The organism is Marinobacter sp. C7, assembly GCF_022343555.1.
Taxonomy (GTDB): Bacteria; Pseudomonadota; Gammaproteobacteria; order Pseudomonadales; family Oleiphilaceae; genus Marinobacter.
Window position 1 is genome coordinate 925,859 of the sequence record NZ_JAKQZH010000002.1, and the last position, 13,842, is coordinate 939,700.

Below are 13,842 nucleotides of genomic sequence, written 5' to 3' on the forward strand. Positions count from 1 at the left end.
TTTGTCAGCAGTCTTCCCGCCAGTTCGAGTGACTCGCCTGGTTCCTTGGATACCGATGTATCGGTTTCAAGGCACTGAAAAAGGCGTGTCTCCAGTGTCACAGAAAAGAAAATCACTTCGTAAGCCTCGCTATTTATCATTTCTTGCTCAAGATGGATTTTGCTACTACTGTGATCAGCCGATGTGGATTTCGTCTATAAAGGAATTTGCGAGCTTTTACGGCATCTCGGAAAAACAGGCCCGGTACTTTCAGTGCACTGGTGAGCACCTTATTCCGCATTCGGAAGGTGGAGATGCGAGTGTTGAGAATATTGTCGCGGTCTGTTCCTTCTGCAATCACCAACGACACCACAGGAAGGGCGTACCGGATCCGATAACATTCAGAAAACTAGTCCGTAAGCGTCTGTCTGAAGGTCGTTGGAATAGACATTTGTTTGCGTCTAGGTGCCAAGCTCCGGTCCCGCATTGGTACGCAGGAATTGAGCCCGATGCCACACGCTCGCAAGCAACACGCTGAACCACTATTTCGTTAAAACAGTCACGTCCTAAAATCGAAAAACACTCATGACCACAGAAAAGCGCAAGCGCTTGGACGCTTTGTTGACACCAAGGCGGTCTAGTAGGAAGCGATAACACCCTTTATGGGGCCCAGTGTAAACATCCCCTCAAATCGGCGTATGCGTAAGTAGAATTTGTTCGGAGTCGTCCCTTAGGGGTCCGAAGCTGCTAACCGAGCTGAATTAATTGGTGAATAATTCTTGGGGGCGTGGAGTTAGAGAAAATTTGAAGATGCACCCAACTCGCGTTTTTCGTTCCCCGCGGTGATGAGTTTGACTAAGGAAGGGCCCGTCAAAGGACTCTCGGGTATAATCTACCAAAACAATCTGAAACTGAATCCAGAGAGGCTCCGGGTTGAGTAGCTATTTCCGAGTAGTTCTGAGATCTGCTCTTGAGAATTTAAAAGTCTTACTTTCCTTCTTTTTTAAGCCTGACTCCTTTTCTGAAAAAATAATGAAAAGCTCTGGCTTTTTTGAGGGGGTAAAGTTTGCATTCTGGATAATCGTACTGGTGGCTGTCTTAGAGGCAGTATCGGGGCGTCTATTCCAGTACGAGGGTTATGATTCGTTTGGAGAGTTTGCGTCTTGTGACTTTTTACCTGTGAAAGAATTCCTTAACTCCCCTTATTGGAAGGATTATGTAGCCGACCGTAGAGCTCTGGCTAATTCGGACGTTCAGGAGCCGCCGCAGTTCATGGGGATGAAAATAGTTGGTCCGGGGCTTCAGGTTGCAACCGGGGATCCAGAGGTTGATAGAGAAAATTCCAGAGTTTTAGAGTTCGGTTTAGCTACAAGAATTGCATTTCCTCAGTCCTGTTTCTTTGACCCGGAGGTCCCTCAGCTCGCATTTGTGAAGTTTGGTTTTGCATCGATACTCTTCGATAAAGTATATAGAGATGATGTGAGTAATGAGGTTGTCGCTCTCATTTTCATGATGACGCTGTCTGCTGTTTTTTCTATTTCAGTTTGGTATGTGCTTTCAAAGCTGGGAGTAGTTGCGAATATCAGGTTTCTGTTCTTGGTTTCGCTTTGTTCCATATCGGTTTGGCATTTATTGGTCTACTCGGTGGTTAGCTTGGCTGGCATTTATTATTCCTTCGATCATAGGCTTTCACTACATTTTGATGTTTTTGAGTACATGATTAGCTTTATGATTTTTGTTTATGTTTCCGCAGCTCTAGTTCTGGGATACTTTCTCTATTATTTAAAGACGGTCACCGGTGCAGGTTACTTGAGAGCGATTACTGGCGCCTTGCTAGGAGGTGCACTGTCTGTCTTCTTGGTCCCGCTTTTGTTGGTGCCCGTGCTTTTTTTAATTCTGCGTTTTGGATACTGGTTGGGCTTGTTGGGAATATAGTTCTTAGGATCTTCTTACATTTTGCTTACAAATCCAGCCTCCAGAGACAACAAAGCCCGCACAAGGCGGGCGATGTCATTGAATATTGGTGCCGGCAGGCGGAACCGAACCACCGACACGGGGATTTTCAATCCATATAACAAATACCCCATTTAGCCACATCCCTGCACAATCAGGCACTTACAGGATTCATGGCCCACGGAACACCACAGAAAACCGCATACGTGTGGACACGGCGTAGACACACTAGGTGGTATCTTTTCGTTTATGCTTATAGTGTATAAAGCCCGAAGTTCTAAACAAGGGAATTTGTTAAGTGTCCAAGTCTGATGTGGATAACAGATCTAACCAGCTCAATCCTAACAATGATGCGTACTATGAATCTCGTGGCTATGAGGGGCGTGAGGACTACTATGGCGACGATTGTGAATATGTTGGCCCTTACATAACTAATAGTTCCCCAGGCCCGAAGGTTCTCTCCTTTGAGCAGAAAGAGCAGCGTTTTCTCGATCAGAGAAGAAAATCGATTGCGTCCTCGATGACCACGGGGAAAGCTTCCGAAATCTTGTGGAATTTGTTGCTGCATGATTTCCCAGAGATTGAGGTAGATTTGGATTTTTATGGGGGCGATATACGGGTCACGGTAACTGGATGCTTGCCCGGTTCAGAAACTGCGCAGTCTATCGAGGCAACGACTAACGCTTGGCTGAAGGACCGTCAATGGTTGATCAGTGGGTGCGTTGAGGGGGTCCAGCTTACATTCAAATTCTGATTCCTTCGACGTATGCCCCTTTTGCCTTCGTTTGATTACAGTCGCGGGAATTGAACCCGATGTCGCACGCAAACAAAGGAACACAAAAAACCACTATTCCTGCGAAAACAGCGGGTTGTAGAAATGCATCTCCACTCAAAGCCACACCCTGCCACGACTCCGTGGACACTTTGTTGACACCTTTAGTCCACAAGGCGGTTGGCAAGGAGGAAGACGGATAGGCTACTATCTGCTACTTCATAAGGAATTGATAAGGTTTAGGGGGCTCTGTGTTTGATGGAGTTTCATTTCTGAAATTCTTGGCGGTAATCGCTGCCGTTTTCTTTTTGATTGCTTTTCTACAGGCACTGCGCGCGAAAAAGACATCAGTCCACCTCCCGTACCAACGCCGTGAGCGTCTGATGACCGAGGCGGAAGGTTCTTTTTATCAGGTGCTTGAACTTGCACTACCTGAAGATCGCTATCGAATTTTCGGGAAGGTCAGGGTAGAAGATCTTATATCAGTTAAATCAGGCCTGGATCGGAGCACCTGGCAGTCTGCCCGTAACCGGATTAAAAGCCGGCATATCGATATTGTCATTGTAGAACGCAAAACTTTTAAGCCGGTTTGGGCGGTTGAGCTGGACGATAAGTCGCATAACTCGGCCACCAGACAGGAGCGCGATTCATTTTTGGACAAGGCCTTTGAAGTTGCAGGGTTGCCCCTCTTACGGTTCAAAGCCAAACGTAGCTACACCATTGCAGATCTTCAAAGAGCTTTTGAATTGGATTCCGTTGAGCCGTCCAGTGAGGAATCCGTTTCAGTCACTGAACAAAGTTCGGAGCAAAGTGCAGAGTCTATTTCTGCTTCTCGTGTTGACGATACACCTGAGAGGTTCTGTCCGCGTTGCTATGCTCCTATGGCTAGGAAACGGGTACGTTCGGGCAAGTTTGCTGGGGCAGAGGTTTTGGCGTGCTCTCGATACCCTAAATGCCGAAAGCTTCTTCCGGTCACTGGCACCGATCCGGTGGAAGGCGGAGTTTAGTCTGGGATATTTCAAAAACTGCATCGGTTCCCGAGTAAGGATGCGTAATGAACTATACCGTTATTACCGAAAACGACGTCTCACAATGGTCTAACAAATAAAGCGACATCAAGCCTTTAGATTAGGTTGACCTGGTCTCAACGCCGTCAATAATGCCGGGCAAGCTCGATACCTTCCTAGTGGTGTGACAGTAGATATCTCTGTAGCTTTGAATAAACAACTAATCTTTTTTATAGTGCTTAAAGGAGCTTTCTACTTATTATCTCTCATAATGAAATCCATTAAGCTTCTAGGTGCTGTGTCATCTTTTATTATTCCGTCGTACGCGGGTCTGAAAAGCGAGTTCAATATAAGTTCAACGTCATTTTCTCTTAGGTTCTTTTCCTCGCTGGCAAGGGCTAAATACGTTTTCATCATTGTGACACGCTCTTTTGCATCTTGGTGAAGGTGCTTATGTATATGCCACGTTTTATTTGAAAGCTTTATAGACCATATAAGGAAAGAAAGCAGAAGAGCGGCTACTAATCCCTTAATTGCATGTCCATATGAAAGATTGAATGCAGAGCCATTTAAGTCTTCGGGTGTTGCACTCAAGACGATAAGTGCACCTGCAAATAAAAAAGTAAATATAGTTACCAGTGTAAATATTATAAGCCAGGTAAATGCTCTTTTAGCTTTCTGCTCATGCTCATTCGCCTGATCACTCCAGTAATCGACACTCGCTCTCAGTGACATATGTTTTCTATAAGTCTCCCTTACTGATTCGAGAGACTGGTTAGCATCCTTCAGGAAATCATCAAACGCATGTTTGAGGCCTAGTATTGCCTGATTGAAGCTGTTTTTAGTTAATCTAAGTGTTTCTAAATTATCAGACTGAGACGTTGTCAAGGCATCGAGAAGCTTCTCGTGCTCGTCCTTGTGTTGCTCTAAAGAGGCTAGGAGCTCTTCGTTTTTCTCGCTCCATTGAGCTATCAACTTATCAATTTTCCGGTTTTCGGAATTCGCTTTTGGGTGTTCTCTCTCTGAAAATATTTTTCCTTTAATATAACCTATCAGGCGTAAATGGTCGTTTTTAATATTTTGAGTATAAGAATTTTGGTATCCTTCTATAAAACCATCTGCTTCATTGTTGTGTTTGCATTCTTTGAGCTCATCTACTATCGGGTTTATTGAAGAGATTATTTCTCGTTTATTAAATTTGGTCTCTATCGCTGACTTGATATCTCTCTTTTTTTCTGTAGGTTTTCTTTCAGATTCGGATATTGTTGATATTTGCTGATTTGCCTCTCCCCATTTTTGAAAAATATTTCTAATAGTTCCTGAGGAACGGGTGGCAAAAATATCTCTCCAGAATTCTTCCTCTTGTTCTACCCATTCAATAAGGCTTTCTAGGTCGTGGAACTTTTTTTTGCCGATATCGGTTTCAATGCTAATATAAGCTCTGCTGTTTTTTTTCTCTTCCACGTAAAACTTCCCTCTAACTAAAGATCTTTTCCTACCCAGACAACTCTTCCGATGACTTCCATATTTTCTAGGTTGGAGCGTTCTATTTCCTGCGGTGGATACTCTTTGTTGTCGCTCAGCAACTGTACTCCGTCGTTCCAAAGTGTCTGAACCCTTTTGACTAAAAGGTGGTCACCGTTTCGAATCACGTAGATGTGCCCATCTCTCAGCTTCTTTTCGCTGGTATCTACCATCACGGTCTCATTGTCTGAGATCGTCGGCTCCATTGAATCCCCTTTGGCAAACACCAATGCTAAATCCTGTTCATGCAATCCTCTGAAGCGGAGCCATTTTCTTCTAAAGGCGAGTTCTCTAGTTGGTGATTCGTCGCCGGCGAGAGATCCATGGCCGGCGGCTACTTGGACGTTGTAGCCAGGAATAAGCGCAAACTCATCCTCAAACTGTGAATCTGTCTTTGTCGGCTTCTTTCCGGTGGCTAACCACTCCAGTGGTACTCCATTTGCCTCTGCTATCTGGGCAGCTTTATCCAGGCCAGGTGTTGATCCCGAGAGGTATTTCCTCATCGTGCTAAGCGGGATTTTGCACTTTTGGGCAAATGCGCTCTCCGAAAGATTGCCCATTAGGGTTTTCATCCGAGTAGAGACATTCCCCGACTCATCAGTCTCATTTTCATTAAGTCCATCAAAATCAGTCATTTAAGAATGTCTTCCTAAGTCTCACATTAGAGTTTTTTGCAACATTTAACCTAATTAGGCTAAAAATTTCACACTTTAAGGCTTGATTTATGGCCTAATAGTGCTAAATTCATTGCATGAAAGCGCTAAGGTAGTACCCAAAAGCGTTAGTGCAAATCAGTGTAGCAGAGTGCAAAACAGTGGACGAGCAGAAACAAATCATTCTGATAGCTACCCCGGTCATGACCCAGGAGCGCTTCGCTCAACTGACCGGGCTCACGGAAGGGCAGGTGAGGGGCATGATCGAAAAGGGGCACTTGCCGTCCCTCAAGATCGGAAAGCCTCGCTTGGTGAACATTGCCGCTCTGTCTCAGGACGCTCTGGATAAGGAGGACTGGCAATGACCCCGGACCTGCGTAACCAGAAACAAACCATCATGCGCCTGCGCTTCCAGGAAGCCTGTGAAGCCTTCGAGGAAGGCGAATACGAAGCCGCCGCCATGCGCATCAGCCAGATCCACCAGATGGTGTCGGCCTATATGGGCGTCGATTCCGACCTCTACTGGTTCGGCATCCGGCTCACCATTCTGTGGGCTGAATTTCTTCTCCAGGAAGAAACCCGGGACTTCAACGCCTGGGCCGTCGGGCAAGCCTGCCAAGCACTGAGGGCCGCCGCATGAGATTCCACCGCCACGACGTCAACCGCGCCATCAACGCGGCCAGTTTCGCCTTCCAGGGCCCACGTCCGTCCTCTGCGCTCACCCCTGATGCCCTGGAAGGCCTTTTTGACACCCTGGCCCAGCGCCTTGGTCAGCTGCGTGAGGTCCGCACCGACCACCCGTGCGACTACCTCGCCCGCTGCAAGGCCGGGTTCACCGACGCACTCATCAACGAACTGGAAGCCAGGAACTACCACAGCCCGGCCTTTGATCGCCTCATTCAACTGAGGGACGCCTGGGACGGTGGCCAACTGGATCTTCCCACCGTCACGGAGACGCAACCATGAGCTACATCCCCCCAAGACAGGACCAGGTGGAGGACAAGGAACGCCGCTTCTACGTGGTGGCCCCGAGTTCCTGCTACCTGCAACTCCAGCAGGAGGCCATTCAGCGTGGCACGGATCTGTGGACCCTCTGCGGTTCGGTCCTGCGCGCCTGGTTAGAGGCTGGCTGCCCGAACTTTGGCTTCCAGGGGGATGCCCCTGAAAAGTCTTCGAGTCCGCCCCCGTCATCGTCACCACTCGCGCACGACCAGGGGGCCGGGCAGTGAGCGCTGCAAGGCTGGCGCCCCGCGCCAGGGCCGAAGGCCCCCTGGCCTTGTGGCGGTCGCTGGCTGGTCCACAGTGCGCATCCGGAGTGGTGAGGATGTCGGGGGAGGACGACCGCCCCTTGATTCCGAGCCATGAGCACAAGCCGCAAGCGCAGCTTGCCAGAGATTGGAATTAACCCGCCCGGTACCGGGCCAACACCGAAAGCACCACCCAACACCAGAGGACAGATGCAATGGAAAACTACCTGAACCTGATGATCATCGGCGCCACCCGCTACGACATCGACGGCAACAAAGGCGGCTCCCTGTGGGCTTACTCCCCGGCGGAGGCTGACGACGACAACCGCGTCGGCAACGAAGTCATGAAGATCGCCTGCGACTACAAGCACATCGACCAGCTGCGCAACCACGCCGACCGCCTCCCGGCCATGTTCACCGTCAAGGCCCAGATGAAAGCCGGGCAGGGCGGCAAGATCACCTTCAAGGCCCTGGAGCTCAAGCCCCAGGAACCCGTCAAGAAATCCGCTTAACCGGGCAGGGGAGACTGACCGGTGAGCAAAGCAATCCTGTGTGACGGCGACTGGACAATCACGGCCTCGGGCTGGGACTGCACCGGCGCCATCACTCAGGTGGTGTACACGGCACCCGTCGAGTACACCCCGGCAATGATTGCTGAAGCGTTGTTCCAGGGCTTCAGCATCACCTTGCCACTGATGGCGGTCGCATGGGGCGGTCGCCAACTCCTGAAAATGCTGAAGTGAGGTACACCATGAAGAAGCAAGTGATTGCGTTGGCCGCTCTGGCCTTTACCCTGGTAGCGGGTCCTGCTGCCGCCGCCGACTGGACCGCCATGACCGGTACCGTCGATTTTTCCGGCGAAGAAACGGCGATCATCGCCATCGTCGGTTCCCTGTTCGGCTTCTATCTGGTCCGTAAGGGCGGCCGTCTCCTGCTGAGCATGATCAAGTAGGGGCGTGAGTCGTGGCAGAGCTATGGGATTGGACCTTCTTCGTCATGGGAGCGGCGCTGTGCGTGTACCTGTTCAAAGATATCTGATCCTGTGGCTCTGCCTGTTTTCGCCGTCTCTGGCGTTTGCGGTGGGCAGTACGACCTCCGAGACCCAGGCCGAAGCCTATACGCTGTGCCTGGAGGCGGAAGCGACCAAGGAAGCCGCCACCGCCTACGATTACCGCTGTGTCGTTCAAGCCGAATACACCCGCTATAACCTCAATTATTACTCGTCCCCAACCGATAACTACCGGCTGGGCACGCAACATCGGTATTACTGGAACACCGATTCCCCCGAGTGCGATCCCATCACCGGGGAATGTTCAGATCCCAGCAAAAGCCCGGAAGAGTGTTCCGAGATCGGTGAACTCTACGATCCGACGACCCAGCAGTGCGTCACCGAATGCGAATACGGCATGTTCAACGGCAGCTGCTTACTGCCACCCGAAGAGAATCCCGAGTGCAGCAAAGACAGCCCCGACTACCGGGGCGAAGTCGTCCTGGGATACGGCACTTCCCCGATTCCTGCCTGTGGCAACTTCGATCAGTGCTCCGGCAATACCCCCGGACAGGTCGGTTTCGTGAATGGGGAGCTGCGCTGCATCCCGGAAGACTATGGCATTCCCTCCTGCCAGGGCGATTCCATCACCGTCATCGATGAATACGGGTTCGTCTGTGAACCGCTGAGCGATGTTCCGGAGGAACCGGAAACCCCGGAAGAACCGAACACCGATACCGACGGCGACGGTACGCCGGACGAATACCAGCGCGAGAACGATCCGGAATCCGTCGATAAGGGCCTGGATAAAGTCCAGGAGGGGATCAACGACACCAACACGAAACTGGATGGCACCAACAAGCGCCTGGATAAAGTCGGCAAAGCGCTGGAAGGCGTGAACAAAAACTTGAAGGATGGTTTGGGCACCGCCAACCAGACCCTGAACAGCATCAACGACACCCTGAATAACGCCTTCGATGCCCCCGAAGGCGGCTTCTCCAGTGAAGGCCTGAACGTCATTCCCACCCTGACCGAAACTGCCACCGGCTTTAAACAGGCCATCATGGGTAACGAACTCATCCAGGCGGTGGGCGGCCTGGCCGAGATCCCCAGCCAGACCAGCTGCCCTGTCTGGACTGTGCCGTCCACCCCGATCTCTGACGCGCAAACCATCACCATCCACTGCGACATCCTGGAAGACAATCGCGGCGTGTTCTCCCTCCTGTTCATGTTCTTCTGGACCGGGGTCGCGCTCTTCGCATTCCTGAGGGCTTAACCATGGCTGAGATCTTTCAAGCGGTTCTCGATTTCTGGATCGACATCGTTCTGTTCGTACCCCGAATCATCTTCTGGGGGGCTCTGGAGGTACTTCAGATTGCGCTCGATACGCTGCCGGCCATTGAGGTCGTCGATCCGCAAACGCTCGCCTCCGGCTTCACCGGCGACATGCTGTACTTCCTCACCATCATGGAATTCCAGTACGGCCTTACCGCTGTGACCTCGGCGTTTGTCGCCCGCTTCCTGCTTCGCCGTCTGCCAGTCATCGGGTGATTCATGTCCATCGTCGGTTACTCAGGCCTGCCAGGCTCCGGTAAGAGCTATGGCGTGGTCGAAAACGTCATTATTCCCGCCCTGGAATCGGGCCGGCACATCATCACCAACATCCCACTGAAGCTGGGACGTCTCTCGGATGACTACCCCCAGGGCAGGGTCACCACCTTCGACAACAAGGAAGCCGAGGATGACCCCGGCTTCTTCGATCTGGAGAAGCATCCACCGGGTGTCATCTGGATCATCGACGAGGCCTGGCGATTCTGGAAAAGCGGCATGAAGGCCGTGAACATTCCCCAGTGCCAGAAGGAGTTCTTTACGGAACACCGGCACTGCGTCGGCGAGGATGGCCGAACCAACGAAATCGTCCTCGTCACCCAGGATCTCGCCCAGCTGTGCGCCTTCGTCCGAGGTCTGGTTGAGGAAACCTATCGCGCCACCAAACTGACCGCGATTGGCCAGAGGAACAAGTACCGGGTCGATGTTTACATGGGTGCCGCCACCGGCCAGAAACCCGGCCAACCCATGCGCCAGCTCTACGGCAGCTACAAGCCCGAGATCTACCAGTACTACAAGAGCCACACTCGCAACAAAACTGACTTCGCCGCGGGTATGGAAGAGAAGGCCGACGACCGCGCCAACGTTCTGAAACATCCCCTGATCAAGTTCGGCATTCCGGCTGCGCTGGCCATCGTGGTCTTCAGTGTCTTCAAGGTCATGGCGTACCTGAATCCAGGCGAAGCCCAGGACAACCCGGAAACACCGACCCAGGAAATACGACAGTCTACTCCGGCCCAGGGCACAACCCCGGTCAGGAACACCCGGCAGGCCAGGGCCGTGAAAACCCAGCTGGAGCCCAGGGCCACCCACCAAGCCGCCTTCGAAGTCGAACCTGGCTGGCTCCCGCTCTCGGACAAGTGGCGCATCGTCGGCAAGGTCAACGACGTCTACTGGATCTGGGGTGAAACCGGTACCCGAAAGATCCATTCCAGGATCTGCGCCCGGTTCCAGAAAACCGGGGAACCGTTCTGCGTGATCGAGGGCAAGCTGGTGACTTACTACAGCTACCGGGAACCGAACCGCGACGACGATCGGCGGGAGGACCGGGAATACCTGGACTTTAAATCCGAGGAAGGCGGCGGCGCGTGAGTGCGAGCGGAGCGACCACCACGCGCCGCGCCAGCGGCAGAGACGTCCCTGTAACACGTCTCATAGAAAACAACGTGAGTTGATTTTCCACCACAGACAACCACAGAAGGCCACAGATGAAAATCAAAGACTTTGAGCGCATTGATATCCGGACCGGGGAAACCGGCAAAGGGGATCTGTTCATCGGTCCCGAAGGGCAGCAAGTGAATCTCCAGGACGTGAACGTCCTTTGGACCGGTGTGGACACCGTTCGCCAGCTGTTCGAGGGCCGTCTCAAACTGGAACCCCTGGCTGAAATTGCGGACGCCTACGAATCCAGCTTTGACGCCACTATTACCATCCGGAACATTCCGTTCCGGGTGCAGTCCGGTAGGCGAGGGGGGTTCAAGTACATCCTGCAGAACCGGGAATATGGCCTGACCCTGCTGATCCAGAACTTCTACGCGGATGCGGAAAACCCCGGCACGCACCTCAAGATTGAAACCTCTCCCCGCTGGCTCTATGAGCGCTCCAGTCAGGAGATCCACGACGAACTCGCGGAATGGGGCATGGTCTTCCTGAAGGGCATTAAACCGGTCGGGATTGCCCTGCACCTGTGCGTGGACTTCCAGGGCTGGGAACCGCCCCAGGACTTCGCCAGCCACTTCGTCACTCGCGCCAAAACCATCAGCGTTCACAACGGTCTGAGTGACCTGGTGTTCAAGGGCCTGGACGGTGCCACCATCAACGGCCGGGGCGAAACCTACACCTTCGGCAAGGCCAACAGCCTTCAGGTCTGCCTCTACGACAAGTCCAAGGAAATCGACGTCTCCGACAAGCGCGCCTTCATGGAGTCCATCTGGGAGTGTGCCACCAACGAAGACTGCTTCCCGGATACCTGCTACGACCCGGATAAGCCCGTTTGGCGCCTGGAAATCCGGTTCCATCACCGGATCGTGAACGAGATCTCCCAGGGCACGGCCAACATGAAGCCGATCTACACCTACATGGACGCGGTACCGCACCTGACCGGCCTCTGGCGCTACGCGCTCACCGGCAACCGTTACGAGGTCAAGCGGGAATGGGTCCATCCCATCTGGACCAAGCTGCGCGATGACATTGGTTTCGGCTACTCGGCCCCGGATCTGCTCTACAAACGCGCAAAAAAGGAACCCGGTTGCGGCAACGAAAAGAATGTCTCCCTGGCCTTTGGCAACTTGCTCTCCATCTATGCCCGCAACCGGTTTAACACGCGCCAGGCCTGGGACTGCTTGAAGAAATCCGGCCTTTGGGAAGACCTCTGCAATTACTACCGAAGGCGCGAAATATACGAAAACGAGCTCTACCAGCTGGTAGAGGATGGTCTGATTAAACGACGACTGCTGACAAAGGTGGCTGCATGATCAAAAAGCTTCCATCGGGACGATGGCAGGTTGATATCCAGCCGGGTGGGCGAGGGCGGAAGCGCGTCCGGAAATCGTTTGATTCAAAGCCGGAAGCGCTTAGATATGAACGCTGGGTGCTGTCCAAGCATGAAGCCGGTGAAGACTGGAACCCGAGGCAGGACAAACGGAGCCTTCAGGATCTCGTCAAGCTCTGGTACGTCCACCACGGCCATGCTTTGAAGGATGGTGAATCCCGTAAGAAGAAGCTTGAGGCAACCGTCCAGCGGTTAGGGAATCCCAGGGCTATCCGGTTTACATCAGGTGACTTCGCGGCCTATCGCCTGGTTAGAGTGGAGTCCGGAATTTCAGAGAACACACTCAATCACGAACAGGCTTATCTGACGGCCGTATTCAACGAGCTGATCCGACAAGGCCACTGGAAAGGTAAAAATCCGCTGGAAAGGCTGCGCCGGCTGAAAATAGATGAACCTGAACTCGCATTCCTGAACCAGGAACAAATCGAAAGGCTCCTGGAAGAGTGCAGGGCTTCATCCAATCCCTCGGTTTACCATGTGGCGCGCTTGGCTCTGGCAACCGGCGCCAGGTGGTCGGAAGCGGAGTCGGTAAAGCCGTCCGCATTCACTCCTTATCGGGTGACCTACGCCGGGACGAAAAGCGGGAAAAGTCGCTCGGTTCCACTCAGCAAGGATCTTTACCAGGAATTGATTGAAGAGTTGCCGTTCCAGTCTTGTTACAGCGCTTTCCGGTCTGCGTTAAATAGGGCTGAAATCAAGCTGCCTAAGGGGCAGCTTACGCATATCTGTAGACACACTTTCGCCAGCCATTTTGTAATGAATGGAGGGCATATACTCACGCTCCAGAAGGTTCTAGGGCACTCGGATTTAAAACTAACGATGAGGTATGCCCACTTGGCGCCCAGCTTTCTTCAAGAAGTTGTGGAACTTGGGCCACGGTTGCTGATTGTTTCTTGATTCCTATCTTTGGCTAGTGTCCAAAGTAGCGAAGTGCCAATGACGAAAATTGCGCCGAGGATGCATATCCACAAAACCTCTAGCGTTGGGGATCCGCTGGAGAAGAGCCCCTCCATGATGCGATTTGAAACGTTAATCGCTGCTGTAACGAAACCAACAAGTGTTATGCAAACGCTTGACTCAACAACGAAATAAGCGAAGAACGATGAGTCGTCTTTATCCGTCTTGATACTTTTTAGTCGGTCCCATCCTAGGCTTCCCCAAACAACACCTATTATGAGGTAGATAGTTTCGGTGCCACTTTTAAATTCGAAGCTGTTCCAGTAAAGGCTGTTGAAAAGGTAGGTTTGCAGACTTTCCAAAACGGTGCCTTCTGAATATTTTCTGACGATCCCGTTTTGCATGGCTATTTCGTAGCTTTCATGCAGCGAAGCGTTCAGAAGGTATAGAACGTAAAAGCCGATTACGAAGTGAAGAAAGAAGTAGGCCTTTCGCGCTGTGCTTCTGAACTCTGGAGTTGGATTAATTTGATATTTTGGGGCAAAGGCTTGGCTGAGAAATTCTTTTACTAACATGATCCGTCCTGGATGGTTTTTAGCAGCCGTCGACGTTTGGTTGACACTTTGGAGGGAGGCTTTATTTCGAGCTTTCTAAGTGGCTGAA

General features: G+C 51.9%; 19 protein-coding genes. 16 read left to right on the top strand and 3 right to left on the bottom strand.

Features of this window, described 5'->3' with window-relative positions; genetic code table 11:
* Window positions 1–181: 181 nt before the first annotated feature.
* The 4 genes from MD273_RS19160 to MD273_RS14125 all read left to right on the top strand — a co-directional run bounded on the left by MD273_RS19160 (window position 182) and on the right by MD273_RS14125 (window position 3,711).
* A complete protein-coding gene (locus MD273_RS19160) occupies window positions 182–517 on the top strand; it encodes an HNH endonuclease (RefSeq protein ID WP_353050317.1) in 336 nt (111 codons plus the stop codon).
* Between the two features lie 395 nt (window positions 518–912).
* Complete coding sequence (locus MD273_RS14115; protein ID WP_239038416.1) at window positions 913–1,914, top strand: hypothetical protein; 1,002 nt, start codon at window positions 913–915, stop codon at window positions 1,912–1,914.
* Between the two features lie 316 nt (window positions 1,915–2,230).
* Entirely contained in the window at window positions 2,231–2,686 is a 456-nt protein-coding gene (locus tag MD273_RS14120) for a hypothetical protein (RefSeq protein WP_239038417.1), read from the top strand.
* 269 nt (window positions 2,687–2,955) lie between these two features.
* A complete protein-coding gene (locus MD273_RS14125) occupies window positions 2,956–3,711 on the top strand; it encodes a DUF2726 domain-containing protein (RefSeq protein ID WP_239038418.1) in 756 nt (251 codons plus the stop codon).
* A 252-nt stretch (window positions 3,712–3,963) separates the two neighbouring features.
* Here the strand turns inward: MD273_RS14125 and MD273_RS19165 are convergent, their stop codons facing one another.
* Window positions 3,964–5,175 (bottom strand): DUF6161 domain-containing protein, encoded by a 1,212-nt coding sequence (locus MD273_RS19165; protein WP_239038419.1) that lies wholly within the window; start codon window positions 5,173–5,175, stop codon window positions 3,964–3,966.
* Window positions 5,176–5,192: 17 nt separating this feature from the next.
* Window positions 5,193–5,870 (bottom strand): LexA family transcriptional regulator, encoded by a 678-nt coding sequence (locus MD273_RS14135; RefSeq protein ID WP_239038420.1) that lies wholly within the window; start codon window positions 5,868–5,870, stop codon window positions 5,193–5,195.
* 179 nt (window positions 5,871–6,049) lie between these two features.
* On the opposite strand from MD273_RS14135, the gene MD273_RS14140 reads away from it, so the two are divergent.
* From MD273_RS14140 to MD273_RS14195, 12 genes are all read left to right on the top strand, one after another.
* Complete coding sequence (locus MD273_RS14140; RefSeq protein WP_239038421.1) at window positions 6,050–6,253, top strand: Cox family DNA-binding protein; 204 nt, start codon at window positions 6,050–6,052, stop codon at window positions 6,251–6,253.
* Window positions 6,250–6,528, top strand: a complete 279-nt coding sequence (locus MD273_RS14145; RefSeq protein ID WP_239038422.1) for a hypothetical protein — start codon at window positions 6,250–6,252, stop codon at window positions 6,526–6,528. The genes MD273_RS14140 and MD273_RS14145 overlap by 4 nt, the downstream gene beginning before the upstream one ends.
* Window positions 6,525–6,854: a hypothetical protein gene (locus MD273_RS14150; RefSeq protein WP_239038423.1), complete on the top strand. Its 330-nt coding sequence runs from the start codon at window positions 6,525–6,527 to the stop codon at window positions 6,852–6,854. Before MD273_RS14145 ends, MD273_RS14150 begins: the two co-directional genes overlap by 4 nt.
* On the top strand, window positions 6,851–7,117 hold the full coding sequence (locus MD273_RS14155) for a hypothetical protein (protein ID WP_239038424.1): 267 nt from the start codon (window positions 6,851–6,853) through the stop codon (window positions 7,115–7,117). The genes MD273_RS14150 and MD273_RS14155 overlap by 4 nt, the downstream gene beginning before the upstream one ends.
* A 233-nt stretch (window positions 7,118–7,350) precedes the next feature.
* Window positions 7,351–7,647, top strand: coding sequence for a hypothetical protein (locus tag MD273_RS14160; protein WP_239038425.1), 297 nt, complete (start codon window positions 7,351–7,353; stop codon window positions 7,645–7,647).
* Window positions 7,648–7,668: 21 nt separating this feature from the next.
* Window positions 7,669–7,878, top strand: a complete 210-nt coding sequence (locus MD273_RS14165; RefSeq protein WP_239038426.1) for a hypothetical protein — start codon at window positions 7,669–7,671, stop codon at window positions 7,876–7,878.
* 8 nt (window positions 7,879–7,886) lie between these two features.
* On the top strand, window positions 7,887–8,087 hold the full coding sequence (locus MD273_RS14170) for a hypothetical protein (protein WP_239038427.1): 201 nt from the start codon (window positions 7,887–7,889) through the stop codon (window positions 8,085–8,087).
* Window positions 8,088–8,145: 58 nt separating this feature from the next.
* A complete protein-coding gene (locus MD273_RS14175; protein ID WP_239038428.1) occupies window positions 8,146–9,399 on the top strand; it encodes a hypothetical protein in 1,254 nt (417 codons plus the stop codon).
* 2 nt (window positions 9,400–9,401) lie between these two features.
* A complete protein-coding gene (locus tag MD273_RS14180; protein WP_239038429.1) occupies window positions 9,402–9,674 on the top strand; it encodes a hypothetical protein in 273 nt (90 codons plus the stop codon).
* A 3-nt stretch (window positions 9,675–9,677) separates the two neighbouring features.
* Window positions 9,678–10,823 (top strand): zonular occludens toxin domain-containing protein, encoded by a 1,146-nt coding sequence (locus MD273_RS14185; RefSeq protein ID WP_239038430.1) that lies wholly within the window; start codon window positions 9,678–9,680, stop codon window positions 10,821–10,823.
* 116 nt (window positions 10,824–10,939) lie between these two features.
* Window positions 10,940–12,205 carry a phage replication initiation factor gene (locus tag MD273_RS14190; protein ID WP_239038431.1) on the top strand — a complete coding sequence of 422 codons (1,266 nt, stop codon included), beginning with the start codon at window positions 10,940–10,942 and terminating at the stop codon, window positions 12,203–12,205.
* Window positions 12,202–13,179, top strand: a complete 978-nt coding sequence (locus MD273_RS14195; protein ID WP_239038432.1) for a phage integrase — start codon at window positions 12,202–12,204, stop codon at window positions 13,177–13,179. Before MD273_RS14190 ends, MD273_RS14195 begins: the two co-directional genes overlap by 4 nt.
* Here the strand turns inward: MD273_RS14195 and MD273_RS14200 are convergent.
* Window positions 13,134–13,754: a hypothetical protein gene (locus MD273_RS14200; protein ID WP_239038433.1), complete on the bottom strand. Its 621-nt coding sequence runs from the start codon at window positions 13,752–13,754 to the stop codon at window positions 13,134–13,136. The genes MD273_RS14195 and MD273_RS14200 overlap by 46 nt on opposite strands.
* Between the last annotated feature and the right edge of the window lie 88 nt (window positions 13,755–13,842).

Excerpts from the sequence above, each read along its gene's own strand:
- MD273_RS19160 (WP_353050317.1), top strand. The coding sequence starts at position 182 with ATGTGGATTTCGTCTATAAAGGAATTTGCGAGCTTTTACGGCATCTCG.
- MD273_RS14135 (WP_239038420.1), bottom strand. The coding sequence starts at position 5,870 with ATGACTGATTTTGATGGACTTAATGAAAATGAGACTGATGAGTCGGGG.
- MD273_RS14145 (WP_239038422.1), top strand. The coding sequence starts at position 6,250 with ATGACCCCGGACCTGCGTAACCAGAAACAAACCATCATGCGCCTGCGC.
- MD273_RS14150 (WP_239038423.1), top strand. The coding sequence starts at position 6,525 with ATGAGATTCCACCGCCACGACGTCAACCGCGCCATCAACGCGGCCAGT.
- MD273_RS14155 (WP_239038424.1), top strand. The coding sequence starts at position 6,851 with ATGAGCTACATCCCCCCAAGACAGGACCAGGTGGAGGACAAGGAACGC.
- MD273_RS14160 (WP_239038425.1), top strand. The coding sequence starts at position 7,351 with ATGGAAAACTACCTGAACCTGATGATCATCGGCGCCACCCGCTACGAC.
- MD273_RS14170 (WP_239038427.1), top strand. The coding sequence starts at position 7,887 with ATGAAGAAGCAAGTGATTGCGTTGGCCGCTCTGGCCTTTACCCTGGTA.
- MD273_RS14180 (WP_239038429.1), top strand. The coding sequence starts at position 9,402 with ATGGCTGAGATCTTTCAAGCGGTTCTCGATTTCTGGATCGACATCGTT.
- MD273_RS14185 (WP_239038430.1), top strand. The coding sequence starts at position 9,678 with ATGTCCATCGTCGGTTACTCAGGCCTGCCAGGCTCCGGTAAGAGCTAT.
- MD273_RS14190 (WP_239038431.1), top strand. The coding sequence starts at position 10,940 with ATGAAAATCAAAGACTTTGAGCGCATTGATATCCGGACCGGGGAAACC.
- MD273_RS14195 (WP_239038432.1), top strand. The coding sequence starts at position 12,202 with ATGATCAAAAAGCTTCCATCGGGACGATGGCAGGTTGATATCCAGCCG.
- MD273_RS14200 (WP_239038433.1), bottom strand. The coding sequence starts at position 13,754 with ATGTTAGTAAAAGAATTTCTCAGCCAAGCCTTTGCCCCAAAATATCAA.